We start from the raw sequence: 24,594 nt of genomic DNA, 5'->3' as shown, positions 1-24,594 counted from the left end.
CGCCCATACCCAGTTCTCGGTACGTCTCAGGAAATTCGCCGGCACGCGCCCTTGAGCGGCAGGCCCCCATGGTTATCCTGCCCGAATTATGGCGGTCACACACGTATTGAGGAGTACGCGGCCGCTTTCGGGGAGGATATCATGAAGTTTCTGTTGGCCGTTTCGCGCGCCATCGATGCCACGAATGCAGCCATTGGCAAAGGCATTTCCTGGCTGCTTCTCGCGGCTATTTTCATCAGCGCCATCAATGCCGTCATGCGCAAGGCGTTTTCGATGAGTTCCAACGCCTGGCTTGAATCGCAGTGGTATTTGTTTTCCGCCGTGTTTCTGATCGCCGCCGCCTACACGCTTCTTAACAACGAGCATGTGAAGGTCGATCTGGTCTACGGAAATCTTCCGCGCAAAGGGCAGCTGTGGGTCGACATTCTCGGGACAATTTTCTTTCTCATGCCCTTCTGCCTCATCACGGTCTATCTCTCCTGGCCGGTGTTTCTGCAGAAACTTGCTTCCGGTGAGGTTTCAAACAACACGGGCGGCCTCATTCAATGGCCGGTCTGGGCGCTGATACCGATTGGCTTCAGCCTTCTCGCCATCCAGGGCGTTTCGGAACTCATCAAGCGTGTCGCGATCCTGCGCGGCGATATCCCCGATCCCGTTGCAGAGGCTGACGCCGCGGCGGCAATGCTCTGATCGAAGGAAAAAACAACAATGGCATTCATTGCGGAAAATCTCGCGCCCATCATGTTTGCGGCGCTCATCATCGTGCTGTTGCTCGGCTATCCCGTGGCCTTCGCGCTAGCCTTTGTCGGCTTTTTCTTCGGCTTCATCGGGATCGAACTCGGCTTGCTGCCAGCGACGCTGTTCCAGGCCATTCCCGATCGCATATTCGGCCAGATGTCGAACGAAACGCTGCTGGCGATACCGTTCTTCACCTTCATGGGGCTCATTCTTGAAAAGAGCGGCATGGCGGAGGATTTGCTGGACACGATCGGCCAGCTGTTTGGACCGGTCCGCGGCGGCATTGCGTTTGCCGTGATCTTCGTCGGGGCAATTCTGGCCGCCACCACCGGCGTCGTCGCCGCCTCGGTTATCTCGATGGGCCTCATCTCGCTTCCCATCATGTTGCGCTATGGTTATGACCGCAAGGTCGCCGCCGGCACGATCGCGGCTTCCGGCACGCTGGCGCAGATCATCCCGCCCAGCCTCGTGTTGATCGTGCTCGCCGACCAGCTTGGCCGTTCGGTGGGCGACATGTACAAGGGCGCGCTCGTTCCGGGTCTCATGCTCGTGGCGGCCTATGCGCTTTATATCATCGTGACGTCGATCATCAGCCCCACGAAAGTCCCGGCCCTGCCGCTGGAGGCGCGAACCCTGCGCGGCACCAAGCTGCTGCTCAAGGTCATCACCTCGCTGGTGCCGCCGCTCGTCTTGATATTCCTCGTGCTCGGCACGATCTTCCTTGGGATCGCCACCCCAACGGAAGGCGGGGCCATGGGTGCTGTCGGCGCGCTTGCCCTTGCGCTTGCCAACCGCAAGCTCAATTTCGGTCTGATCCAGCAGTCGCTGCACGCCACGGCGAAGCTGTCGTCCTTCGTGCTGCTCATCCTGCTCGGCGCGCGCGTCTTTTCCCTGACCTTCTATGGCGTGAACGGCCACGTCTGGGTCGAGCATCTGATGACATCGATCCCGGGCGGCGAGATCGGCTTCCTGATCGTCGCCAACCTGCTGGTCTTTTTCCTGGCCTTCTTCCTCGATTATTTCGAGCTGGCCTTCATCATCATCCCGCTGCTGGCGCCGGTCGCCGATGCGCTCGGCATCGACCTGATCTGGTTTGGCGTGATGCTGGCGGTCAACATGCAGACGTCGTTCATGCACCCGCCCTTCGGTTTTTCGCTGTTCTTCCTGCGGTCCGTCGCACCGACGCGCGCCTACAAGGACCGGATCACGGGACAGACGATCCAGCCGGTCACCTCGTCCCAGATCTACCTGGGCGCCATTCCCTATCTGTTCATCCAGCTGACCATGGTCGTCATCATCATCGCCTTCCCCGGCATCGTGATGCACTACAAGTCAGGCGCCAAGGTGGCGGATCCTTCGTCCGTCCATATCAACGTTCCCATGCCGAGTGCGGGAACGGACGCCGATCCCTTCGCCAATCCTTTCTCGGCACCTGGCAACAGCGCACCGAGCTTCGGAAAGCCTGCCACCCCATGACAATCGGCCGGGCGCAAAAGCGCCCGCCGCAACAAAAATCGCTGACGTTCAATAGGAGGAGGTAATCTATGAAGGTCAACCCAGGTCGCAGACAACTCTTGTCGGGCGGCGTACTTGCAGGGGCTGCTGCGGCTGCTTCGGCACTTGCGACACCCGCCATAGCCCAGTCTTTGCCAACCGTTCGCTGGCGTCTCACGTCCGGCTTCCCGAACAATCTGGACACGATCTATGGCGGCGCCGTCGTCATGGCCAATGCATTGAAGGCGATTACAGGCGGAAAGTTCGAAATCCAGGTCTTCCAGGCCGGTGAAATCGTTCCCGGCGCCCAGGCCATCGACGCCGTAAAAGCCAATACCGTCGAGATTTCCCATACCTGCGGTTACTATTTCACCGGGAAAGATCCGACATTCGCCATCGGTTCGACCATCCCCTTCGGCCTGAACGCCCGCCAGCAGAACGCATGGCTCTACCACGGCGGCGGCAACGAGGCTTACAACGAATTCCTTTCCGACTACGGCGTCATCGGCATTCCCGGTGGAGCAACGGGCGCCCAGATGGGCGGCTGGTATCGCAAGGAGATCAAGAGCCTCGAGGATATCAAGGGCCTCAAGATGCGTATTGCCGGCGTCGCCGGACAGGTGCTCGCCAAGCTTGGCGCGGTGCCGCAGCAGCTTCCGGGCGGCGACATCTATCCGGCGCTGGAACGGGGCACCATTGATGCCGCGGAATGGGTCGGTCCCTATGACGACGAAAAGCTCGGCTTCTACCAGATCGCGCCATACTACTATTATCCCGCATTCTGGGAAGGCGGACTGACGATCCACTTCTTCGTCAACAAGGACCAGTACGCAGCATTGCCTGATGAATACAAGGCAGCGCTCGACACCGCCTGCAAGGCCGCCAACATCAACATGCAGGCGCTGTACGACGTCAAGAACAAGGATGCGATCCGCTCGCTGGTTTCCAAGGGCACGCAGCTTCGCCCGCTGCCCCGCGATGTGCTCGACGCCGCCTATAAGGCGACCTTCGAGCTTTATGACGAGTACACCCAGAAGCATCCCGCATGGGCCAAGATCTATCCGGGCTGGAAGAAGTTCCGCGATGAGAGCTTCGAATGGTTCCGCGTCGCCGAATATACCTATGACAGCTACGGCTATGCCATGCAGACGGCCGGCAAATAAGCCGACATAGATTCTACCGAGGCCCCCGAATGGCGACATTCCGGGGCCTCGGGCCTCTAGCAGCTATTCTTTGATAAGCCCGTTATCGATCGCATAGCGGATGAGACCGGCGGTCGTCGCTATATCCAGTTTCCTCTTGATGTTCTTGCGATGGGTTTCCATCGTGCGCTCGGCGATGTCGAGCGCCAGGGCAGCGTCGCGATTGCTCTTTCCGCGCGCGATCAGCAGCAGAACCTCCTGCTCGCGTGTCGTCAGCGCCTTCAGCCTGCCCGAAGACCCCTCCATCAGCACATCGCGAACGCCAGAGGAAAAATAGGTGCCGCCGGCAGCCACGGTTTCGATTGCGGCGACTATTTCTTCGGTCGCCACGTCCTTCAGAATGTAACCGGCCGCACCATACATGACCGATGTCGATATATATTCCCGGCTGTCATGCATCGACAGCATCAGCACCCGGGCGGAAAGCTGCTTTTCCTTAAACAGCTCCAGGGCATCGATGCCATTGATCTGCGGCATGTTGATATCCATCAGCACCACATCTGGCCGCGTGGCGACAGCCGCGTCGATACCGGCCATGGCGGACACGGCGGTTCCGACGACTGCGAGATGCTCGTAAGTCTCGAGGACGGCCCTCAACCCATCCAGAACCAGAGGATGGTTGTCTATCAACAACACACGGATCGGATGAACGGTCACTCGGCGGCCTCCTGTAGGCCGCTATTGCGATCCTTCATGGCGGTAATGGGCAACACTGCCCGCAGAACGGTTCCCCTGGCGGAGCTTTCGACATCCAGCCTGCCCCCGAAATGCGTCATGCGTTCCTGCATGTTTCTCAAACCGAGCCCCTTGCTCGCCGGCATCCCGTTTTCTGTCCGAACGGCAGGAAAACCGCGGCCATTGTCGCTGACATCCATCTGGACCCGTTCGTCGCGACTGGAAAACCGGATGGCGACCTGCGTTGCGTCGGCATGGCGCTCGATGTTGGTCAGCGCCTCCTGTGCGACACGGTAAAGCGCAACCCGTGCCTCCGGGACAAGCATATGCTTGAAGGCTACCGATTCAAGCGTCGCCGCGATTCCCGTGCGTTCGGAAAAACTCGAGATCAGGGATTCCAGAGCCGCCGTCAGCCCCAGATCGTCGAGGACACGCGGGCGAAGATCGTGCGAGATGCGGCGAACTTCCTTGATCGCTTCGTTCAGCGCAATGGCGCCTTTGCCGATTGCCTCGACAGCGCCGACATTATCCGGCGTGACCTTGCGCCGCGCGAGATCGATCGCAAAACGCACGCCGACAAGATTTTGGGAAATGCCGTCATGCAGCTCCCGGGCAATGCGCAGACGCTCCTCCTCCTGGGTATCGATGATCCTTTGCATCAATTCCTTGAGCCGCCCATCCGCCAGCCGCTGCTGGCGCAGATTGAGCAACATGCAGGTGGCAAACACCAGCAATACGGCGGGAACCGCAAACAGGGCGACGATCAGGAAGTTCCAGGTGATCGAATGCCGCAACTCCTCCTTCGCCGCTGCCGTCGTCGCAAAAACGTCGTCGAGGTAAACGCCGGTACCGATCATCCAGCGCCATTTGTCGAGGCCGGCCGCAAAGGAAAGCTTGTCGGCCATTTTTTTGGTGGAAGGCTTTTCCCACTTGTACTGGACCAGCCCTCCCCCCTTTTTCGCCTCGACGATCAGATCGTAGATCACCCGGTTGCCATCGGGATCGTGGAGATCCAGCCAATTGTTCCCCGGACGGAAATTCTGTCGCGGATGGACCACGTTCAGCCCGTCATAGTCATAGACGAAGAAATAGCCGTCAGTGCCGTAGTCGAGACCGGTCAGGATGCGCTTGACCTCTTCCTTCGCGGCCTCGTCATCAGGTCCTGCCCTGTCATAGACCGAGCGGATCGCCGAAAGGGCAAGATTGGTGAGGTTAAGGAGTTCAGCCTCCTTTGCCGCGAGCATGTTTCGTTCGAACGCATCGATGCTCGTGCGCGCCAGCGTCATGGACTGCCACGTGATCAGCGCTGTGATGACGATAATCGCAAGAACGAGAGGCCCGATGGCCAATGCGAGAATCTGGCTCCTGAGTTTCATGCGCCCCCCGACACATTCATCTTGCACACTTCACTTCACAACACTTAATGCCGCAAATCGGCGACGTTGGAAAGCGAGCCGCGCGACGCGACCGTGAGTGACCCTATCCCGGTTTGCAACCTGAGGGCAGCTTTCAATCATTTCTGTGGCGCGTGGGGTAAGCCGCGTTCCCTCGTCAGGCCTGATCCAGGGCAAGCGTCAGGTCGGCGACAAGATCGTCGGGATGTTCGATGCCGATTGACAGCCGGATCGTGGAATCCAGCACACCGATGCGCTGGCGGACATCGGCAGGAACTCCCGAATGCGTCATCGTTGCAGGGTGAGACGCAAGAGACTCCGTGCCGCCGAGGCTTACCGCGAGTTTGAATATGTTGAGCGCATTGAGAAATTTGAAAGATGCGGCCTGCCCGCCGACGATGTCGAACGAGAAGGTCGATCCCGCGCCGGAGCATTGAGCAGCGAATACCCTGCCAACCGCGGACGCCGGATCGCTGAACGGCAGGTAATGGATTTTCTCGACCTTGGGATGCGTGTTCAGGAATTCCGCCACGACCCTGGCGTTGCTGTCCGCCCGCTCCATCCGGATCTGCAGCGTCTCAAGGGAACGTCCGAGCATCCAGCACGAATGCGGATCGAGCTGCGTGCCGATTGCTCCACGCAATGCCTTCACCTGTTTCATGACATCCTTCCGGCCGAGCGCTGCCCCGGCAATGAGGTCGGAATGCCCGCCAACATACTTCGTCAACGAATAGAGCGAGATGTCCGCACCGTATTCGATGGGCCGCTGGAACACCGGGCCGAGAAGCGTATTATCGCAGGCGATGATTGGCCTGTGCCCCTGCCTTTCGCTGATCACATCGGCGACCCGGCTCATCATCGAAATATCGACAATGCTGTTTGTCGGATTGGCGGGGGTCTCGATGAGGATGACGGAGACCCTGCCTTTCGCCATCGCCTCTTCTGCGGCAGCCATCACCGAGGTTTCGCTGACACCATCGGCGAAACCCACCGCCGAGACGCCGAAATTATGGAAGGTCTTGGCCAGCAGCGTCTCCGTGCCGCCATACAGCGGCTGGGAATGCAGCACGGTGTCACCGGGCCGGACAAAGGCGAAAAGCGTTGTCGAAATGGCGGACATGCCCGAGGAGAACAGCGCACAGCTCTCGGTGCGCTCATAAACCGCAAGACGATCCTCGACGATCTCGCTGTTTGGATGGTTGAAGCGCGAATAGACGAGGCCCGCGCCCCTGCCCTCCGGCGGCTCCTTGCGGCCGGAGACGTAGTCGAAGAAGTCGCGCCCGTCTTCCGCCGATTTGAAAACGAAGGTCGATGTCAGGAACACGGGAGGCTTGACGGCGCCCTCCGACAATTCCGGATCATAACCGTAATTGAGCATCTGGGTTTCAGGATGGAGAGCGTGGTTGCCGATATGGGTTTTGGACGGATGCGGCGCGGTCATTTCCGATGATCCCTGAGCTGGCGTTGAACTACCCGCAGGTTACACGCAGTGAAACCAAAATACCTTGCATTCTGAAGCGTCAAGTTATCTCATGAAGCAATATATTGCGGAGAACGGTCATTTATGTCGCAAAAAATTGCAGACCCGATCGACAGGCGGATACTCAAGGAATTGTCTGCCGATGCGCGGATCACGAACAACGAACTTGCCGAGCGGGTCGGACTGTCGGCATCGGCGTGCCTGCGGCGGCTTCGACGCCTAGAAGAGATGGGCGCCATCAAAGGGTACTCCGCGATCATCAATCCGGCAATCGAGGGATGGACCATGACCGCCCTTGCGTCCGTCCGCCTCAGCCGCCAGCACGATGACGAAATCCGGATGTTCGAGGCAGCCGTTCTTGACTGGGACGAGGTTCTCGAATGTCATCTCGTCACGGGTCCGAGGGACTACATGCTCAAGGTCATGTGCGGTGGGCTGGAGGATTACGAGCGTTTCATCAAGGACAAGATTGCAAAGCTGAAATGCGTCGAGACTATCGAGACCAGCTTCGTCATGAACACCATCAAGGCGCGGCGCATCTGAGCTTCGCGGCCACGGCGGCAACCCGCTTTCTCATCAGGCTCGCAGCCCATCGGCGCTAATCGTTCCCGATTGCTTCAAGCCAGATGCTGACGGCGACAGCTCCCGCATCGGGATGTCCTATAGCCCGCTCGCCAAGATAGCTCGCGCGCCCGAGCCGCGGCTTCATCGACGTCGTCGCCTCGGCGCCTGCGATGCCTGCCGCCGAGGCGGATCGCCAGGCCTCGTCGGCAGAAGCTCCGGCTGCGAGCCTGTCCCGGAACGTTTCCGCCGCCGGATGAAGCGCATCTATCATCGTACGGTCCCCCGGTCTCGCACCACCGAGTTCCGAGACGGCAAGAACGGCAGCCACGAACGCCTCCGCCATCTGTTGGTCCGTCGGCTTTTCGATCCCGGCAAGATGGCGCGAAGCGCGCATCAGGCCCGTGGCGTAAAAGGGGCCCGAGCTTCCGCCGATTGCCTTCCGCATCGCATTCGCCATCGCCATCAAGCCACCGGACACATCTGCGAAGCTCTCCCCCGGCAGCGCCAATATTGCTTCGGCGCCTCGCACCATGCTTGTCCCAAGGTCACCGTCGCCCGTAACACTGTCGAGCTGCGTCAGTTTAGGCTCTGCAGCGATCAGGGCTCGGGCGACCCGCTCCGCCGCGGAACGCAGTCGTTCACCGGCTGCTGTTATTTCGATTTCCGCAGTCACGCTCTTCTCGACACCTGCCGAAGGCAAGACGCGGTTGCGGTTCACCGCACCGCCGCGCGGCCATGCGCCGGCGTCGGTCGGCGCATCGATGAGGTTGAGCATTGCGTCGTCCACATGCATGACCGACAAAGAAAAGCCGGGCATATCGAGGGCGGAGAGGAAGGTACCGGCCCATGCCCGTTCGACCACGACGCCCTTTGCTTCCAGGCGTGTGATGGCGGATCGCGCCACGACCGCAAGTTCCATTGGCGGCGTCGATCCCAGTCCGTTGACCAGAAGCGCAACCCGGTCTCCGCTCTTCAGCCTGCCATCGGCTTCGATCGTCTCGAGGACCAGCTTCACAAGCTCGTCCGCCGATGCGATGGACATCCGCCGGACGCCCTGCTCGCCATGGATGCCGAGCCCGACTTCGATTTCAGCGTCACCAAGGACGAAGCCCGGCCTGCCGACGGCAGGGAGCGTGCAGGAGCCCAGCGATATTCCCATGGAGGACAATTTTTCGGCGGCTTCCCGGGCGATGCGAGCCACCTCTTGAAGGGGAAGTCCCTGCTCCGCGGCCGCGCCGGCGAGCTTGTGAACGAGCACTGTGCCTGCAATACCCCGGCGGCGGTCGTCGGGAACTGTGTCCTTCAAGGCGACATCATCGGCAACGACCACGATTTCGACCGGAATTCCTTCAGCTCGCGCCAGCTCGGCCGCCAATCCGAAATTCAGCCGGTCGCCCGTGTAGTTCTTGACGATAACCAGAGCGCCGGCGGGTCCGGCCGCAGCCCTGATGCCGGCAAGAACCGCATCGGTGCTTGGCGAGGTGAAGACATCGCCTGCCACCGCAACGGTTAGCATGCCCGCGCCGACATAACCCGCATGGGCTGGCTCATGCCCACTGCCCCCGCCCGACAGCACCGCCACCCTGCGCTTTTCCGGGGCCTGAAGGCCAGACCGGATAACGACATTCTCATCCGCAAGCAGGACCGTCGCGGGGCTGAGGGCCACCACGCCTTCGAGCATGTCCCGCACGACGGTGGCTGGATCGTTGATGAGCTTCTTCATGCCTTACTCCTCGATGCAGTTCGTCGACCGGCGGGACGCGCACGTGCCCCTGCTGACCGTGAACAAGCACGATCTCCCGGCCAATTTCAAGTTCCAGCTATTCGAACTCGCGACATCGATTGAGGGCGCGCGAGGGAAACACAGGTGCATATCCGCCATTGCCTCTCGCGGCGGAGGCGCTATCATGATCGCGCTGTAGGACGGTAAGCTTTGGGAGGAGCGATACGTGAGACGGATGTGGCCAGACGAATTTGCGTTTCTGCTGGACGGTGCAGAAGAGGTTGACCTACATATTCCATCGACGGCGCATGACGATGGTTCGCCCGGAAAAACAATATCCAGAAAGGCCTTGAAAGCCCGGATCAGCCAGCAGGATTTTGAAAATATCTGGCATCTCGCAGAGGCCCGCTACCGGCTGAACGGCAGGTTCTCTGACAAGGCGATTACGCTGATCGCCAACAACCCCCACTACCAGAAATGGCACCCTTCCGACGGCGGCAGCATCGAAAGCGTCTCCGATAGCGGTCAGAAATACACGACACGCTATGTGATCGTGCATTTTCTTCTGGATGATGTTAGCGAAGCTGTCGAAGCCTGAGATCCGGAGGGGCGGTTCCTGCCGGTGAGTGGTGGAGGGGCCTCGAAAGCCATATTTCGGGGATTTAGAACTGGGAGCAACAGTTTGCGCTTGGCCCATTGCTCATGTCGTCAGCTAACTGTCGTGACAAACGCAGAACCCCGCAAGGTCTCCGTTTGTCACTGCCGTGCGTGCCAGCATCGTACCGGCTCAGCGTTCGGTGTCGCGGTATTTTATGAAGCCGATCAAGTTACTGCGTCGGGAGAATACCAAACCTACATGCGGCCCGGAGATAGCGGGAAGAGCCTGGAGTTCCGCTTCTGCCCCGTCTGTGGATCGACCGTCTATTGGATACCGGAATTTCGGCCCAATCTCGTCGCCATCGCCTTGGGCTGTTTTGAAGATGCAAGCGCTATGGAACCAACTCAGAGCGTTTATGAGGAGACCCGCCATGCTTGGGTTTCCCTTTCTTTTCGAGATTCTGGAGAGAAACGTTAACGGGCAAATTCATTGCAGGGACGTCGAATTCCGTCGGATCGATACAGGGTCATACAAAGTTTGAGTTGACCCTCTTGGACGGTGAGGTGAGACTTGAATGCCTGAACGATGGGGGAAATGATGGATCAACCACACCGATGGCGCCATATGGCAAGCGCGCCGAAAAACGGAGATCGGATTCTCATTACGATACGTCCGTCCGAACAAGGGCCATCCCAAGTAGACCTTGCGTACTGGTCGAAGGGCGACCAGTACGGTTCAGAAGGCTGGCGTGCCTCAGACTCGTCGCCAGGGCGGATCATCGAATACTCGGAGCCGGAATTGAAGTGCTGGATGCCTATGCCCTCAGCCAATACCGATGGCCTTGCGATGCCCGCTCCCTGGGAAGGTGACGATGCCCGGGAGCTTGATGGGTCCGGGATCTGAGGATAAACGCCAAAGCAATGAGCCCGCGCAAGGCGGGACATTCCATCGCGATAGACGATTTCGGCACCGGCTATTCCAGCCTTCAATATTTGCAGGGCTCCCCATGGATGCCCTGAAGATCGACAAGTCCTTCGTCGACACGACTGGCAGGAAATCCGCAACTAGCACCGTTACGCTGCATATTGCCGGAATGGCGTGTGAACTTGGCCTGTTCACCGTCGCCGAAGGTATCGAGACGGAGGAGCAGGCAGCCCATCTGCGGGAACACGGCGTGGACTTCGCTCAGGGCTGGCTTTTTTCGAGGGCCCGGCCTGCCCCCGAAACGCTTTCGCTCGGCTCCTTCACTTCTCCGTGCTGTTTATTTTTCGAACGCTTCTTCTGGTCGCGTTCTTGAGAAGGTGCAGCGCCAGAACGCAAATTTTCTGCGGAACAATCGGTAGATGTTGAAGTTACTCTTCTTCAGGAGGAGGACAATCTATGATCACCAAAGCCATTTTTGTGGGGGCAGCCGCTGCCTTGACGACGCTTTTTTCCACTGTGGCACTGGCGCAGACCGACCTGACTATGTGGTATCACGGCGCGGGCAATGTGGAAGAACGCAAGATTCTGGCCGGCATCATCGAGGACTTCAATTCGTCCCAGTCGGACTGGCGGGTCTCGCTTCAGGAATTTCCCCAAACCGCCTATAACGAATCCGTCACCGCCGCCGCGCTCTCCAACAAGCTGCCAGACATTCTGGATGTCGACGGCCCGAACATGCCGAACTGGGCCTGGTCCGGTTATCTGCAGCCACTGCAGATCGACGAGGCAAAGCTTGCCAATTTCCTGCCCGGCGCGGTGGGAAAGTGGGGAGACAAGCTCTATTCGGTCGGCCTGTGGGACGCGGCTGTCGCGGTCTTTGCCCGCAAATCGGTTCTCGATGAAAATGGCATTCGCATTCCAACGCTGGACCGGCCGTGGAGCGGCGAGGAATTTAATGCCGCGCTCGAAAAGCTCGCGGCCAGCGGCAAGTTCGAATATGCGATCGACCTCGGTATGGCCGATAAAACCGAATGGTACAGCTATGCCTTCAGCCCATTTCTGGAAAGCTTCGGCGGAAGCCTGATCGACAAGGAAAATTATCAAACCGCCGAGAACGCCCTTAACGGAGACAATGCCATCAAGTTCGGAGAATGGTGGCAGTCCCTGTTCCAGAAAAAACTGGCACCCGGAACATCGCAATCGCCTGCCGACCATGAAACCGGCTTTCTGGAAGGCCGTCACGCGCTGCAATGGATGGGCAACTGGGTTGCGGTGAAGGCTCTGGAGAAATATGGAGACGACCTGCTGTTCCTGCCTGCCCCTGATTTCGGGAACGGTCCGAAGATCGGTGCAGGATCCTGGCAGTTTGGTGTATCGGCCACCAGCAAGCATCCCGAAGGCGCATCCGCCTTCATCGAGTTCGCCATACAGGACAAATATCTCGCGCAGTTCTCCGATGCGATCGGCCTTATCCCGGCCACGTCTTCGGCAGCCCAGATGACGGAGAACTATAAACAGGGCGGCCCGCTCGAAGTTTTCTTCGAGCTCTCCAAGCGTCAGGGAACGTTGCGCCCGGTGACGCCGGCCTACGCCTTCATCTCGCCGGTGTTTTCCAAAGCGGTGTCAGACATTGCCAATGGCGCGGATGTCGCCGATACGCTGGACAACGCGGCCGACGAGATAAACAACAACATAGAACGCAATTCCGGTTACCAACCCAAATAGGGGAAGGTTGTCGATGGCGCTCTTGTCTTCAAAGGGGAAATTGACCCGGGACAGCTTTACGGGCTGGTTCATGGCCGCACCGGCGATGGCGCTGATCGGGCTGTTCCTGATCACGCCCTTTCTGCTGGGGCTCGGGTTTTCCTTCACCAACCAGCGGCTGACATCTCCCAATCCAACCGAGTTTGTCGGCGTTGAAAATTACACCCGGCTGCTGGGTATCGGCGTGCTGAAGCTTGAGCCGGAAAGGGAGGCGGATGGGAGCCTCAAGCAGGATGCGGATGGCGCAACCTCCTATCCGCGAATTCGCACTTTCACCCGCAACAATCCAGACTATCCCCATCTGGACGGGATGCGGGAATATAAGAGCTTCAGCTGGGGTGAGAACCAGATCGTCATTCTGGCGCGCGACGTCGTGTTTTTGACAGCGCTCGTCAACACGCTTTCCTTCGTGGCGGTCGTTGCCCCGGTTCAGGCGGCGCTGGCGTTGTTTCTTGCCCTGTTGGTGAACCAGAAGATTCCCGGCGTCACGATTTTCCGCGCGGTCTACTTCATGCCCGTCGTGCTGTCGGTTGTGGTGGTGGCGTTGCTCTGGCGGTTTATTTATGCGGCGGATAACGGGCTCCTGAACAGCCTTTTGAGTTACATGAGCTTCGGGCTGTTCCAGCCAGTCGACTGGCTGGGCAGAACCGATACCGCCCTGTGGGCCATCCTCGTCATGTCCGTCTGGCAGGGGGTCGGTTTTCACATGGTCATATGGCTTTCCGGCCTGCAAACTATCTCTCCGGATCTTTACGAGGCAGCCGATATCGAAGGCGCGAGCCGCTGGCAGAAGTTCAGCATGATAACCTGGCCGCTGCTGCGCAACACGGCCGTGCTAATTATCATCGTCATTACCATGCAGGCTTTTGCCCTTTTTGCGCAGATCGATGTGATGACCAAAGGCGGCCCCCGCGATTCGACGCAAAGCATCGTCTATCAGGCGGTTGAGCGGGGATATCGACAGCAGGACATCGCGGCAGGTTCGGCAATCTCGGTCGTCCTCTTCCTGCTTGTCCTGTGCATCTCACTGACCCAACGATACCTGACAAGGGAGAAGCAATGATGCAGGCCGGACAACGCAAGAGCCTCGCTTTTCTCATCGGCAACTATGTGCTCATGCTCGCTTTCGCGGCGATCTTCATTTTGCCTCTCTTGTTCATGGGCTTCTCGTCGCTGAAACCGAACGACCAGCTGCTCAGTGATGCGACCTCGATACGCGCTTTCCTGCCGGTTGGAGATCTGTCGCTTGAAAACTACACCGCGGCTTTCGCCCGGGCGCCGATTGCGACCTTCATATTCAACTCGGTTCTGGTAACGGCCGTTACCGTGTTTCTCGCCCTGCTGCTTGGCTCGCTTGCCGCATTCGCCTTCACCTTTTTGAACTGGCGCGGAAAGGATGTTCTCTTTTCGATCATCCTCGCCACGCTCATCATTCCCTTTGAAACCATTGCCGTGCCGCTGCTGCTGGAAGTCAACAATCTGCCATGGATCGGCAGCAACGGGTTTACCTGGGGATGGCTCAATTCGTGGCATGTGCAGATCATCCCATGGATCGCAGACGGGCTGACGATTTTCCTTTTCGTGCAATATTTCAAGGATCTGCCGAAGGAATTGCTGGAGGCGGCGCGCATCGACGGGGCCGGCTGGCTGCGGATTTACGCACAGGTGGTGATGCCGCTCAGCGGCCCGGTCATCGCAACGGCTGCGATCCTGAAGTTTCTCGTCATGTACAGCCAGCAATATCTATGGCCGCTTCTCGTTACCCAGTCCGAGGCCTACAGGCCGGTGATGGTGGGGCTGCAGTATTTCTTCCAGCTCAACACACCCTGGGGTGAGGTGATGGCCTATCTCACCATCATCACGCTGCCGGTGCTGATCTTTTATCTCTGCCTGCAGAGGCTGTTCATCTCCAGTATCGCGGCAAGCGGGATAAAGGGATAGCGCCTCATCCTGCACGGGGTGAAGGCCTGACACAGGGCTTTAGTGAGAATACACTGGGACTTGCGGGAGCTTGCTGCATTCCATTAGCGCCGAATATTCTGGCCAACCCGGAGGCTGTTGTGTTTTCTTACGAACTTGAACGCTGAACGGCGCCCGGCAGATCGTCGTTCCAGATTGGCTGATTACACTGCCATTAAAATCGAATGTTTGACCGGGAAGAGCAGTCGCCCGAGAGTTGATCTTAAGCGCCCTGCGAGATTTGCCCTTCTCACATTCATGGTTTGCGCCGCTCTGAAGGATGAGGCCGATGAAAATGAGATTTTTCTGTGAGGCTGTTGTTGCCTTGATGTTTTCCACCGCAATCGCCTCCGCCCAGCAGGCGTCCGACACGGTGGCGCCGGAAAAGGCAACCGGGCTTGCCACCGCCAAACGTGTCGAGTCGAAGAACTTCATGGTCGCCGCAGCCAATCCGCTCGCGACCAAAGCGGGGCACGACGTGATCGCCGCGGGCGGCAACGCCATAGATGCGATGGTGGCGGTGCAGACTGTGCTGGGCCTCGTTGAACCGCAGAGTTCCGGTCTCGGCGGCGGCGCCTTCCTCGTCTATTACCACGCTAAAAGCGGCAGGCTGACGACGTTGGACGGCCGGGAGACGGCACCGTTGGAAGCCACGCCAAAGCTCTTCCTGGATGACAAAGGTCAGCCGCTTAAATTCATGAACGCAGTCATCGGCGGTCGTTCCGTTGGCACGCCGGGAACGGTGCGACTTCTGGAGGAAGCTCACAAACGCTATGGAAAGGCCGAATGGGCAAGCTTGCTGAAGCCTGCGGAAACGCTGGCGACCGAAGGTTTTCAGGTGTCGCCGCGCCTTGCCTCTCTGATCGCATCAGAGGGTGACCGGCTGAAGACATATCCAGAGGCACGGTCCTATTTCTTCGACACCTCCGGGGCCGCGCTGCAGGCCGGTGCTCGGTTGAAGAACCCGGCCTATGCCGAGACGCTTGCAGCGATCGCCAAGGGCGGCGCCGATGCCTTTTACAAGGGGAAAATTGCCGAGGCGATCGTCAAGACCGTGCGCGAGGCAGCCGACAATCCTGGCGTGCTGTCGCTTTCCGATCTTTCCAACTATCGCGTCATCGAGCGCGAGCCAGTGTGCTTTGTCTATCGTGCACTTGACGTTTGCGGCATGGGACCGCCATCGTCAGGCGGCATCGCCATAGGCCAGATGCTCGGCATGGCGGAGAATTTCGATCTCAGGTCGCTGGGGCCGAAAAATGTCGAAAGCTGGCGCATTATCGGCGACGCGCAGCGTCTCGCCTTCGCCGACCGCGAGCGTTACGTCGCTGACACCGATTTCGTGCCGCTACCGGTCAAGGGCATGCTGGACAAGACCTATCTAGGCGAGAGGGCAAAGCTGCTCGACGGCGACAAGGCGCTGGCCAAAGACGCGGTCAAGGCCGGTGAGCCGGAATGGGACCACGCGCTGCTTTTCGGCCGGGATGCCGCGCTTGAGTTGCCGTCGACGAGCCATTTCGTCATCGTCGACAAGGAAGGCAACGTGGTCTCGATGACGACGACGATCGAAAGCGGCTTCGGCTCGCGTCTGATGACGAATGGCTTCCTGCTGAACAACGAGTTGACGGACTTTTCCTTCAAGACGCATGACGGTGGTCTGCCGATCGCCAACCGCGTCGAACCCGGTAAACGACCGCGCTCCTCCATGGCCCCCACTATCGTGATGAAGGATGGAAAACCGCTGCTCGCCATTGGTTCGCCCGGAGGAAGCCAGATCATCGGCTATGTGGCGCAGGCGCTGATCGCCTATATCGACTGGGGCATGCCGGTGGAAGTGATCGTCGCCCAGCCGCATCTCATCAACCGGTTCGGTACCTATGACATCGAGGCCGGCACCAGCGCGGAAGAACTGGCCGGTCCGCTGAAGGCGCTTGGTTACGAGGTGAAACCGGGTGAGATGAATTCCGGTCTGCATGCTGTCGAAATCACCGCCGAAGGCTTGGCCGGCAGCGCCGACCCACGACGCGAGGGAGTGGTGATGGGGGAGTGAACGCTCAGCCTGCGGAAAAACGGCGGCCTGAAGAGACTGAGCATAGCGTTCGTGTGGAGGTTAGATGATTACCCCGCAGGGTGTTCTGTTTTAGCGAGGAAATCGTCGGGGAACTGGTAACAACCAACGCCGTTCGATGTTTGCACGACCAATGGAGGAAGGCATGAAAAACTTCGCCCTTTATTACTGGCCAGTTCCTTTTAGAGGTCAGTTCATCCGCGGAATTCTAGCCCATTGTGGGTACTCCTGGGATGAACACGATGCCGATGCGATTGAAAATATTATGGATTGTGCGGTGGAAAAGCAGCCGGTTGCCTTCATGGGGCCACCGGTTCTGATTGACCGTGAGCGCAATTTCGCGATCTCCCAGATGCCGGCGATCGCCATCTACCTGGGTGAGCGGCTGGATATGTTGCCGACAACTATTGAGCGCCGCGCACTCAGCGCCAAGATCGTTAACGATGCCAACGATGTCCTTGATGAGTTGACTCTCAACGGCGGGCGCGAAATGTGGACACCTGAAAAATGGGAAGGGTTCGTCCCACGCCTGCAAAAATGGATCCGTATTTTCGCGGATACCGGGGCACGAAACGGCTTAAGCCCTACTTCTGGCTTTATGCTCGGAACAGAAAAGATTGGCGTAGCAGATATAGCGACTGCAATCCTTTGGACTACGGTCGCCGACCGGTTCCCTGTCATTCAGGGCATCATTGAGGATACGTCACCTACAATCTGGGGCCTTTCCAGAAGAGTGGTAGCCACAACTTCGCTGGCCGCCTTGAACGATAAAAGTTTCGAGGAATACGGCAACGCTTATTGCGGAGGAGAGATTGAGAAATCGCTCCGAAAGGTAACGGGTTGATTCACGTCTGCGCGGCGCCATCGCTTTGTCTGCCATCCAGCCGGACAAAAGTCTTGAAGAGATACGCACCCCCGACGCACCATTTCACAGCCACGAAGTTGAAAGGAACCCGAACCAACACCAATGTCATTACAGAAGTCCGATGGCGCAAGCCTACCTCTTTTCAAAAGCGGAGCCGATGATCTTCCGCGAGAGAACGACGCCAAAGAACCGGCACAATCCATTTGTCACTCAGCAGGCTGCAGACTCCGTTTGACGGAATGGGTCTGAAGTGTCTGTCGTCCTCTGATCCGCGCGATGGCCTGCATCGATCTGTACATGGCAAGGCGCGATGGCGTGTACCTTTGCCCAGCAGTCGATGCTGGTTTGAGAAAGATTGGAGATGAGCATGGCCGTCGAACCAGACAGCGCGGGTGTGCACTTCCCTCCGCCCTTCATCCATCTAGGAGCGCTGCTGTTGGGGGTTGGCGGCAGAGCGTTTCGTCGCGCGCCGGGCTCGTTCGACATTGACTGGCGGCTGATAGTTGTGAACGCTGCTTTAAACCCATGTCGGTCCGAGCGCGCACTAACAATATCCTCGCCAGTGCGGCCGACCGCTACAGTGGACGTGGCGGTCGGCGTGCCGGAAAGCGGCGATCACTGCCCGGAACTGATGGCGTTCTGTTCGGAAATTTCCCGTGGCCAGCGGGTCGAAATCGAGCGAATGAACGCAATCGACGAACGCCTCAGCGCAAGGATTGGCAGCGCGCAGAGATGATTGCTCCACCATGGCTCTGTCGCGTCGGACAGCTGATATGCCACCGGTTATCACGGGTCAGCTTTTGGCAGACCTTCTCCAAGCATCATTGTCTGCAGCGGCTCGCGCGCCATATTCTCTTCTATCTGCCGATGCCCCGGCGTATCGGGCAGCGCCTTCTTGAAGTTCGCCGCATAGTCGCCCGGCATGTTCGGCGGCATCATCGGCTCGTATTTATCGACAATTGACTGGATAATAACAGGGCCATCCTCGGCGAACGCCGCGTCAAGGACCGGTTCTATCTCGTCAAACCCGGAAATCGTAAAACCCTTTCCACCCATTGCATCGGCCGCTTTGGCAAAGTCTATGGGTGCGAGTTCGCATGCGAATTGCGGATGGCCGAGGAACATCATCTGCTCCCATGCAATCTGATTCAGCATCCCATTGCAGATAACCAGAATCTTCAGAGGCAACCGATGCCGGACGGCGGTGGAGAATTCGCCGAGTTGCATGGCAAGCCCGCCATCGCCCACAACCGCATATACGTTACGCCCGGAATAGGCCAATCCGGCGGCAATGGCGTAGGGCAAGCCGGAGGCCATCGAGGCGAGCGCACCCGAAACGGCAAAGGCGTTGCTGGTTTTCAAGTCGATGTGACGCGCAGCCAGTTCCGTGTTCTGACCGGAATCGGTCACAAGCATTCCGTCTCCATCGATACGCCTGCCGAAGGCACGCACCACTGGCTGCGGTTTCAACTGTGTTGATTGCTCCGATGTCAGGGCGTCCATCTGTTCGCGCCAGGTGTGCATCCCTTTCCGCGCGGCTTCCAGAAAACTCCGGTCGCTCTTTTTTTCCAGCAGGGAATTCAACCGGTTCAGTATGTCACCTGCGTCACCCACCAGGCCACACTGCACGGGATGCCGAAGTCCGATTCGCTGCGGGTCAAGATCGATCTGAACCGCCTTGACTGTATTTGGATCGGGATAAAATTCGATGTAAGGAAATGTCGACCCCACGATAAGCAGGGTATCGCAATTTTTCATGATGTCCTGGGAGGCGGAGGTTCCCAGAATGCCAATTCCGCCGGTGGTGAAGGGGTCGTCATCATCCATGACCGTCTTGCCCAGAAGAGCTTTCGCCACCGGCGCGCCAAGCAGTTCGGCTGTTCGCTTCAATTCTTTCTCAGCGCCAAGGGCACCGCGTCCGGCAAGTATCGCAACCCTACTGCCACGATTGAGCAAGGATGCCGCCTCGTGGATGAGTTCGTCAGCGGGTTTCGGACGATACGCGAACCAGTCATTCGGAACATGCCTGGGCAGGTTACGGCGAGACCGTCCTTCCTCGGCTGGCTTTTCCTGCGTGTCGTTTGCTATCGAGAGATGCGCCACGCCGCGCGATCGCCGTGCGGCAGGCGAGGCTGGCGACATTTTCCATATGCGCAGCATCGCTGACGACGGTGTTATAAATGCTGACATCCTCAAAAACGCGGGTCAGGTTGACGTCCTGCTGCATGAAAGTTTCGATCAGGTCGTGATATTGCATCCCGGTGATCGCGAGGACAGGAACCTGGTCCAGCTTGGCGTCATAAAGACCGGTCAGAAGATTGGTGCCACCGGGACCCGAAGTGGCAAGACAGACGCCGAGCCTGCCGGTCCATTTGGCATAGGCCGTCGCCATGAAGGCAGCGGATTGCTCGTGTCGGGCCTGGACAAACCTTATCGCATCCTGACGTTTGCGAAGCGCCTCCATGACGCCATTGATGCCGTCTCCCGGAAGGCCGAAGATCGTGTCGACCTTCCATTCGATCAAGGTTTCCACCAGAACGTCTGCTGCGGTCGTCATGATCAGTTCCTCAACTCTCGGCGGTCGTTCCAGACTGGCCATCGAAAGCGGTCATGAAACGTCCTGTCCCGTCAGGGAGTAAAACAAGGAAATCCCCACGACGCGCGGGGATTTCCAGTCTGTCAGCGTTAGGAGTTTTTGTGGCTCTGTTGACCCGCCTTCACATGTTGCTCATGCGTGCCACCGCGGGTCTTGCCATTGTCGTCATTATTGGAGGCCGATGCCGACTGCGAACGCTTGTCGCTGTTCTTGTGGCTCTGCTGGCCGGCCTTCACGTGCTGTTCGTGCGTACCACCTTGATTTGGCATGATATGTCACTCCTCATATGGTGATTTTTCACTTGCGCACCCTGTGGCGCGCCCTAGACCAACCATGCCGCGCCACGGGAGTTCCGAGATTTAATATTTCGTGAGGAGCTATTGACGGAACGGCCCCGAGCCCGGCTGTCGCGCGCAGGGCCGTCGCAATCGCCGTCTGTACACTTGCGTACGTCTACCTTTGGAGGTTTCCCTGTAGCCGGAATTTTCCTGAACGACAGCAATATCGTTAAGGCAGCGGACAACACTGTTGTGTCCGCGGAACACGACCCTGCTCTACGCCGTGCAGACGTCGCCCGACCCAGCACCTCGCCGTCGGAGCTTGCGGCGTTTCTATATTTCGGTGCATCCCTAAATTACTTGCGCGCAGGATAAAACGTAGCCGGCGGACGGGAACAAACCTCTGCAAGCAAGGTTCGGGTCGCTCCACGGAACCTGTACCCGGAGAGGTGTAACATGACCAGGAAAACGCTCTGCATTCCTGAAGAAAACCGCAGCCATCACGATCCCGGCGACAATGGCCGTCAGAGCACAGAAGATCCCTCTTCCGACAACACCCAGACAAACCGATAGGCAACATCAAAACAGACACGACACATAAAGGCCAGCAGCAGGACAGGTAGGGTCCCCTGTTCCGGGCAGGCGAGCTGGTTGCACCAACCTTTTTCCGGGCTCCTCGCAGTCTGAGATCAATACGTTCCCTGGAGGCGCCAAATGCGGATTCTTGCCGTCACGGCCGAAATGTTTCCATTCGTCAAAACCGGCGGATTGGCCGATGCGGCAGGCGCTCTGCCGGAGGCACTAGCAAGACACGGCGCGGAAGTTCGTACATTGCTACCCCTCTACCGTAGGCTCACGCCGCTCGTCCGCGGCAAGAAGCCGTGTCTGGTCGCCAATATTCTAAAGCAAGCGGTATCGGTTTACTCCCTTGACGCCGACGGTCACAAGCTTCTGCTTCTTGAAGCGGCAGACCTGTTTGACAGGGAAGGTCCTCCCTATGGCATGAATGGCAAACCTTTTGCCGACAATGATCTGCGCTTTGCGGTCCTGTCCAAGGCGGCGGCGGAAATTGCCCTCGGCGCGATTGACGACTGGAAGCCTGATCTTGTTCATGCCCATGACTGGCACGCGGCCTTGACCTGCGTTTATATCGCGGAGTCGGCGGCGACGGTGCCCTCCGTCCTCACCCTTCACAATCTCGCATTTCAGGGACAATATCCACTCGAGCGGGCGGGTATGCTTGAGTTGCCCCAACATCTCTGTACCGTCGATTGCCTCGAATATTATGGCGACCTGTCGTTTTTAAAGGGTGGCCTGACGACCGCGTCGGCCGTAACGACAGTAAGCCCCACTTACGCAAGAGAAATTCTGACACCGGAAATGGGAATGGGTATGCACGGCGTGCTTGCCACGCGGCGCGAGGACCTGCGTGGCATCGTCAACGGTGTCGACCAGGAAGTCTGGGACCCGGCAACAGACCCCTACATTCTTACAAATTTCACGGCTGCGACGGCCACGCGCCGGAGCCTTAACAAATATGCCTTGCTTCAGGCCCTTGGCCTCGCCCCGACCCAAGGCCCTGTTTTCGGTGTGGTCAGCCGTCTGACCTGGCAAAAGGGCATCGACCTCCTCCCTCAGGTCGTTCCACTTATCATTGCGAGAAAAGGAAGATTGGTGATTCACGGAGAAGGCGACACCGCACTGGAAGACAGCTTGCGCGCGCTGGCAAAACGTTATCCTGAACTGGTCTGCGCCCATATCGGTTACGATGAGCGTCTGGCGCATATGATTCAGGCTGGCTCAGACTTCATTATCCAGCCTTCACGGTTCGAACCCTGCGGCCTGACACAGCTTTACGCCCTGCGATACGGCGCACTGCCCATCGTCAGCCGCACTGGTGGGCTAGCGGAAACCATCATCGATGCGAATGACGCAGCCATTGAGGCGGGCGTGGCAACAGGCTTTCAATTCGAGCCCGCAAATGAGGACGATCTACGCGCGGCGCTCGATCGTGCCATCAGTGCCTATAGTGACCGAGAACTTTTCAGACGGCTTCAGGCACAAGCCATGCGGGCCAATTTTTCCTGGGACAAGAGTGCCGCACAGTATATGGCGCTTTTTGAAAGCCTTGTCGGCGACAACAGGCCCAAAACGGGTGCTGTCGCCGATATTAGGCCCGAGACTTTTGCAAAGATAAGAGCTGACAGACGGCAGGCGGGAACCCTGGGATCACCAACAGGTCAGGCCACTGGCAACAGGAGGCTTTGATGATGAATGCAGCGAATTACCGCAAATGGGGCGCGCAGCGCAATCAATCCGGCGACACGGATTTCAGCATCTGGGCACCCGCCTCAGCAGCGGTGAAACTGTGGCTGAACGATGCGGAATTCGACATGCAAACGGCTAGTGATGGCTGGCACCACATCACAAAACGCGCCCTCCCCGGCGATCGCTATTGCTTCGTGCTGGCCGACCGGACGAGGGTTGCAGATCCCGCTTCCAATCAGCAACAGGTAGGCCCGCTTGGCCCCTCCCTGATCGTCAACCATGATTTCGCCTGGAAAAACCCGGACTGGAAGGGCCGACCGTGGCACGAAACAGTCGTCTATGAGCTCCATATCGGGACTTTTACACCCGAGGGCACCTTTGCGGCCGCGGCGGAGAAACTTGAATATCTCGCAGACGTGGGCATTACCGCGATCGAACTCATGCCGCTTGCGACCTTTGCTGGAAGTCGCGGCTGGGGTTACGACGGCGTCCTGCAATTTTCACCCCAACGGGATTATGGCTCCCCAGACGAGCTCAAGGCCTTCATTGATCAAGCCCATGGCCACGGTATCATGGTGCTGCTGGATGTCGTCTACAATCACTTCGGCCCCGCAGGAAATACGCTTCAGGCCTACGCGCCGGCATTTTTCAAGAAGGATGAGACACCATGGGGACCGGCGCCGGACTTCAACCGGGCCGAAGTTCGGTCATTCTTTCTTCAGAACGCATTCTACTGGCTCGAGACCTATCGCTTCGACGGATTGCGGATCGATGCCGCTGATCATCTCGCTGGCGGCGGCGGAGAGGTCGATTTCCTCATCGAGATGGCGCGAGAGGTGAAGCGGACAATAAGAAACAGGCATGTGCATCTGGTCATAGAGGACGCGAGAAACGCGGCCTCGCCAATGACGCCCTTGGCTGATGGCACCGTCCTGATTGATGCGCCGTGGAACGATGACTTTCACCACGTCGTCCATGTTGCGACCACGAAGGAAAAGGGCGGCATCTATGGCGACTTCGCGGCACGGCCCTATGACAAGCTTTGCCGCTCGCTTGCGACCGGTTTTGTCTACCAGGGCGAACCGCGCCCTTCCCGGGATTTTGGCAGCAGCGGAGAACCGAGTGACCATCTGCCACCGCAACGATTCGTGAATTTTCTCCATAACCATGATCAGGCCGGAAACAGGTTACGCGGTGAAAGGCTTCGTGCCCTTATTGCGCTGCCCCTCTTTGAGACGCTTGAAACAATTCTACTCCTTTCCCCACAGACGCCGTTAATTTTCATGGGTGACGACCATGGCTCGGCCAACCCTTTTTTCTTTTTCTCCGACCATCCGGATGACGACCGAGAAAAGGAAATAGAAAATCGGCTTAAACAGGCGGAAATGTTCCAGGGAGAACTCCCACCCAATGCCCGGCAGCTGGTACGTGATCCAAACGATCCCCACACGATGCAGCTTTCGACTTTGAACTGGCAAGGGGCTGAAACGACCGATGGAAAACTGGCAAGGGCGAGGATGACCGCGTTGCTTTCAAAACGGCGCTGGCACATCTGGCCTCTCCTTTGCTCTCACTTCGAGAAAGGTGTTGTCCTCGAATGTGAGTCAAAATGCCTTGCAATCGACTGGCATTTCCAAATGGGACGGCTCCAGATGCGGGCAAATCTTTCGGCAAACACATGTGAGCTGCCGCCGGTAAAGGGAAAACTCCTTCACCAGTATGGCAGCATCAATAACACAAACTACGGAGGTTATGCGGCACAGTTTGCAGTTGACGGACCGCGCTCAGTCCAGATTTCGACGTAGCGACTCCCTCGCCCTGTTGACACGGCTTTTGATGGTGCCCACCCGGCAGCCGCAGATGGCGGCGGCATCGGCATAACCCGTCCCTGCCGCCACGAGCAGCAGAGCTTTTTTCTGGTCCTTGTCGAGATGGCGGATAGCCGCATGACCTCCTGATGCCGCACACGCCATTCCTTGCTGGCAGGGGTAATCCGGCCGCAAACCA

Annotated in this window: 20 protein-coding genes and 4 pseudogenes; 17 read left to right on the top strand and 7 right to left on the bottom strand. The window is 58.3% G+C overall.

Translation table 11 applies throughout. From position 1 onward, the window contains the following. Nucleotides 1–141: 141 nt before the first annotated feature. The 3 genes from PIB16_RS21050 to PIB16_RS21040 all read left to right on the top strand — a co-directional run bounded on the left by PIB16_RS21050 (nt 142) and on the right by PIB16_RS21040 (nt 3,395). A complete protein-coding gene (locus tag PIB16_RS21050) occupies nt 142–690 on the top strand; it encodes a TRAP transporter small permease subunit (RefSeq protein WP_065654908.1) in 549 nt (182 codons plus the stop codon). Nucleotides 691–708: 18 nt separating this feature from the next. Then, nucleotides 709–2,214 (top strand): TRAP transporter large permease, encoded by a 1,506-nt coding sequence (locus PIB16_RS21045; RefSeq protein WP_065654907.1) that lies wholly within the window; start codon nt 709–711, stop codon nt 2,212–2,214. Nucleotides 2,215–2,282: 68 nt separating this feature from the next. Beyond that, complete coding sequence (locus PIB16_RS21040) at nt 2,283–3,395, top strand: TRAP transporter substrate-binding protein (protein ID WP_065654906.1); 1,113 nt, start codon at nt 2,283–2,285, stop codon at nt 3,393–3,395. A gap of 63 nt (nt 3,396–3,458) precedes the next feature. Here PIB16_RS21040 and PIB16_RS21035 read toward each other — a convergent pair whose 3' ends face one another. The 3 genes from PIB16_RS21035 to PIB16_RS21025 form a co-directional block, all read right to left on the bottom strand. Then, entirely contained in the window at nt 3,459–4,091 is a 633-nt protein-coding gene (locus tag PIB16_RS21035; RefSeq protein WP_059761235.1) for a response regulator, read from the bottom strand. After that, nucleotides 4,088–5,485 carry a cache domain-containing protein gene (locus PIB16_RS21030; RefSeq protein ID WP_065654905.1) on the bottom strand — a complete coding sequence of 466 codons (1,398 nt, stop codon included), beginning with the start codon at nt 5,483–5,485 and terminating at the stop codon, nt 4,088–4,090. The genes PIB16_RS21035 and PIB16_RS21030 overlap by 4 nt, the downstream gene beginning before the upstream one ends. A 175-nt stretch (nt 5,486–5,660) precedes the next feature. Next, on the bottom strand, nt 5,661–6,944 hold the full coding sequence (locus PIB16_RS21025; protein WP_065654904.1) for a cystathionine gamma-synthase family protein: 1,284 nt from the start codon (nt 6,942–6,944) through the stop codon (nt 5,661–5,663). Nucleotides 6,945–7,067: 123 nt separating this feature from the next. Here PIB16_RS21025 and PIB16_RS21020 point away from each other — a divergent pair, with 123 nt between their 5' ends. Further along, on the top strand, nt 7,068–7,526 hold the full coding sequence (locus tag PIB16_RS21020) for an Lrp/AsnC family transcriptional regulator (RefSeq protein WP_003521846.1): 459 nt from the start codon (nt 7,068–7,070) through the stop codon (nt 7,524–7,526). A 55-nt stretch (nt 7,527–7,581) separates the two neighbouring features. Here PIB16_RS21020 and PIB16_RS21015 read toward each other — a convergent pair whose 3' ends face one another. Beyond that, on the bottom strand, nt 7,582–9,270 hold the full coding sequence (locus PIB16_RS21015) for a dihydroxyacetone kinase family protein (protein WP_065654903.1): 1,689 nt from the start codon (nt 9,268–9,270) through the stop codon (nt 7,582–7,584). Here PIB16_RS21015 and PIB16_RS21010 point away from each other — a divergent pair. From PIB16_RS21010 to PIB16_RS26800, 11 genes and pseudogenes are all read left to right on the top strand, one after another. Next, nucleotides 9,257–9,469, top strand: coding sequence for a hypothetical protein (locus PIB16_RS21010; protein WP_139102961.1), 213 nt, complete (start codon nt 9,257–9,259; stop codon nt 9,467–9,469). The genes PIB16_RS21015 and PIB16_RS21010 overlap by 14 nt on opposite strands. Nucleotides 9,470–9,505: 36 nt before the next feature. Next, nucleotides 9,506–9,868 carry a hypothetical protein gene (locus PIB16_RS21005; protein ID WP_065654901.1) on the top strand — a complete coding sequence of 121 codons (363 nt, stop codon included), beginning with the start codon at nt 9,506–9,508 and terminating at the stop codon, nt 9,866–9,868. Nucleotides 9,869–9,952: 84 nt separating this feature from the next. Further along, nucleotides 9,953–10,345 carry a GFA family protein gene (locus PIB16_RS21000; RefSeq protein WP_078052893.1) on the top strand — a complete coding sequence of 131 codons (393 nt, stop codon included), beginning with the start codon at nt 9,953–9,955 and terminating at the stop codon, nt 10,343–10,345. A 120-nt stretch (nt 10,346–10,465) separates the two neighbouring features. Next, nucleotides 10,466–10,771, top strand: coding sequence for a hypothetical protein (locus PIB16_RS20995; RefSeq protein ID WP_065654962.1), 306 nt, complete (start codon nt 10,466–10,468; stop codon nt 10,769–10,771). A 26-nt stretch (nt 10,772–10,797) separates the two neighbouring features. Continuing rightward, nucleotides 10,798–11,165 (top strand): annotated as a pseudogene (locus tag PIB16_RS20990) (EAL domain-containing protein); the annotation flags it as partial. Nucleotides 11,166–11,248: 83 nt separating this feature from the next. After that, a complete protein-coding gene (locus PIB16_RS20985) occupies nt 11,249–12,517 on the top strand; it encodes a sugar ABC transporter substrate-binding protein (RefSeq protein ID WP_104679853.1) in 1,269 nt (422 codons plus the stop codon). 13 nt (nt 12,518–12,530) lie between these two features. After that, a complete protein-coding gene (locus PIB16_RS20980) occupies nt 12,531–13,619 on the top strand; it encodes a carbohydrate ABC transporter permease (protein WP_065654897.1) in 1,089 nt (362 codons plus the stop codon). After that, nucleotides 13,616–14,497: a carbohydrate ABC transporter permease gene (locus PIB16_RS20975; protein WP_081307780.1), complete on the top strand. Its 882-nt coding sequence runs from the start codon at nt 13,616–13,618 to the stop codon at nt 14,495–14,497. Before PIB16_RS20980 ends, PIB16_RS20975 begins: the two co-directional genes overlap by 4 nt. A gap of 307 nt (nt 14,498–14,804) precedes the next feature. Further along, nucleotides 14,805–16,562, top strand: coding sequence for a gamma-glutamyltransferase (gene ggt / locus PIB16_RS20970; protein ID WP_271046304.1), 1,758 nt, complete (start codon nt 14,805–14,807; stop codon nt 16,560–16,562). Nucleotides 16,563–16,725: 163 nt separating this feature from the next. Then, nucleotides 16,726–17,424, top strand: a complete 699-nt coding sequence (gene gst, locus PIB16_RS20965; RefSeq protein ID WP_065654960.1) for a glutathione S-transferase — start codon at nt 16,726–16,728, stop codon at nt 17,422–17,424. Between the two features lie 388 nt (nt 17,425–17,812). Then, nucleotides 17,813–17,965, top strand: a pseudogene (locus tag PIB16_RS26800) (isoprenylcysteine carboxylmethyltransferase family protein); the annotation flags it as partial. Between the two features lie 266 nt (nt 17,966–18,231). On the opposite strand, the pseudogene PIB16_RS20955 reads toward PIB16_RS26800, so the two are convergent. Together PIB16_RS20955 and PIB16_RS20950 are read right to left on the bottom strand one after the other, a co-directional pair. Further along, nucleotides 18,232–20,002: pseudogene (locus PIB16_RS20955) on the bottom strand (thiamine pyrophosphate-binding protein). Nucleotides 20,003–20,130: 128 nt separating this feature from the next. Beyond that, nucleotides 20,131–20,310 (bottom strand): hypothetical protein, encoded by a 180-nt coding sequence (locus tag PIB16_RS20950; RefSeq protein ID WP_065654894.1) that lies wholly within the window; start codon nt 20,308–20,310, stop codon nt 20,131–20,133. A gap of 723 nt (nt 20,311–21,033) precedes the next feature. On the opposite strand from PIB16_RS20950, the gene glgA reads away from it, so the two are divergent. Further along, entirely contained in the window at nt 21,034–22,587 is a 1,554-nt protein-coding gene (glgA, locus tag PIB16_RS20945; RefSeq protein ID WP_065654893.1) for a glycogen synthase GlgA, read from the top strand. Continuing rightward, nucleotides 22,587–24,392 (top strand): malto-oligosyltrehalose trehalohydrolase, encoded by a 1,806-nt coding sequence (gene treZ / locus PIB16_RS20940; protein ID WP_236761332.1) that lies wholly within the window; start codon nt 22,587–22,589, stop codon nt 24,390–24,392. Before glgA ends, treZ begins: the two co-directional genes overlap by 1 nt. Here treZ and PIB16_RS20935 read toward each other — a convergent pair. Then, nucleotides 24,372–24,577: pseudogene (locus PIB16_RS20935) on the bottom strand (sigma factor-like helix-turn-helix DNA-binding protein); the annotation flags it as partial. The gene treZ and the pseudogene PIB16_RS20935 overlap by 21 nt on opposite strands. Nucleotides 24,578–24,594: the final 17 nt, after the last annotated feature.

Source organism: Agrobacterium sp. ST15.13.015 (assembly GCF_027871645.1).
Lineage (GTDB): Bacteria > Pseudomonadota > Alphaproteobacteria > Rhizobiales > Rhizobiaceae > Agrobacterium > Agrobacterium leguminum.
Note: the sequence above shows the minus strand (reverse complement) of the source record. Positions and strands in the feature narration are given on the sequence as shown.

Bases quoted from the DNA above. Each gene is read 5' to 3' on its own strand.
- PIB16_RS21010 (WP_139102961.1), top strand. From the start codon at position 9,257: ATGAGCTTCTTCATGCCTTACTCCTCGATGCAGTTCGTCGACCGGCGG.
- PIB16_RS21040 (WP_065654906.1), top strand. From the start codon at position 2,283: ATGAAGGTCAACCCAGGTCGCAGACAACTCTTGTCGGGCGGCGTACTT.
- PIB16_RS21015 (WP_065654903.1), bottom strand. From the start codon at position 9,270: ATGAAGAAGCTCATCAACGATCCAGCCACCGTCGTGCGGGACATGCTC.
- PIB16_RS20995 (WP_065654962.1), top strand. From the start codon at position 10,466: ATGGATCAACCACACCGATGGCGCCATATGGCAAGCGCGCCGAAAAAC.
- ggt (WP_271046304.1), top strand. From the start codon at position 14,805: ATGAAAATGAGATTTTTCTGTGAGGCTGTTGTTGCCTTGATGTTTTCC.
- PIB16_RS21045 (WP_065654907.1), top strand. From the start codon at position 709: ATGGCATTCATTGCGGAAAATCTCGCGCCCATCATGTTTGCGGCGCTC.
- treZ (WP_236761332.1), top strand. From the start codon at position 22,587: ATGATGAATGCAGCGAATTACCGCAAATGGGGCGCGCAGCGCAATCAA.
- PIB16_RS21050 (WP_065654908.1), top strand. From the start codon at position 142: ATGAAGTTTCTGTTGGCCGTTTCGCGCGCCATCGATGCCACGAATGCA.
- PIB16_RS21020 (WP_003521846.1), top strand. From the start codon at position 7,068: ATGTCGCAAAAAATTGCAGACCCGATCGACAGGCGGATACTCAAGGAA.
- PIB16_RS20980 (WP_065654897.1), top strand. From the start codon at position 12,531: ATGGCGCTCTTGTCTTCAAAGGGGAAATTGACCCGGGACAGCTTTACG.
- gst (WP_065654960.1), top strand. From the start codon at position 16,726: ATGAAAAACTTCGCCCTTTATTACTGGCCAGTTCCTTTTAGAGGTCAG.
- PIB16_RS20950 (WP_065654894.1), bottom strand. From the start codon at position 20,310: ATGCCAAATCAAGGTGGTACGCACGAACAGCACGTGAAGGCCGGCCAG.
- PIB16_RS21025 (WP_065654904.1), bottom strand. From the start codon at position 6,944: ATGACCGCGCCGCATCCGTCCAAAACCCATATCGGCAACCACGCTCTC.
- PIB16_RS21005 (WP_065654901.1), top strand. From the start codon at position 9,506: ATGTGGCCAGACGAATTTGCGTTTCTGCTGGACGGTGCAGAAGAGGTT.
- PIB16_RS20975 (WP_081307780.1), top strand. From the start codon at position 13,616: ATGATGCAGGCCGGACAACGCAAGAGCCTCGCTTTTCTCATCGGCAAC.
- glgA (WP_065654893.1), top strand. From the start codon at position 21,034: ATGCGGATTCTTGCCGTCACGGCCGAAATGTTTCCATTCGTCAAAACC.
- PIB16_RS20985 (WP_104679853.1), top strand. From the start codon at position 11,249: ATGATCACCAAAGCCATTTTTGTGGGGGCAGCCGCTGCCTTGACGACG.
- PIB16_RS21030 (WP_065654905.1), bottom strand. From the start codon at position 5,485: ATGAAACTCAGGAGCCAGATTCTCGCATTGGCCATCGGGCCTCTCGTT.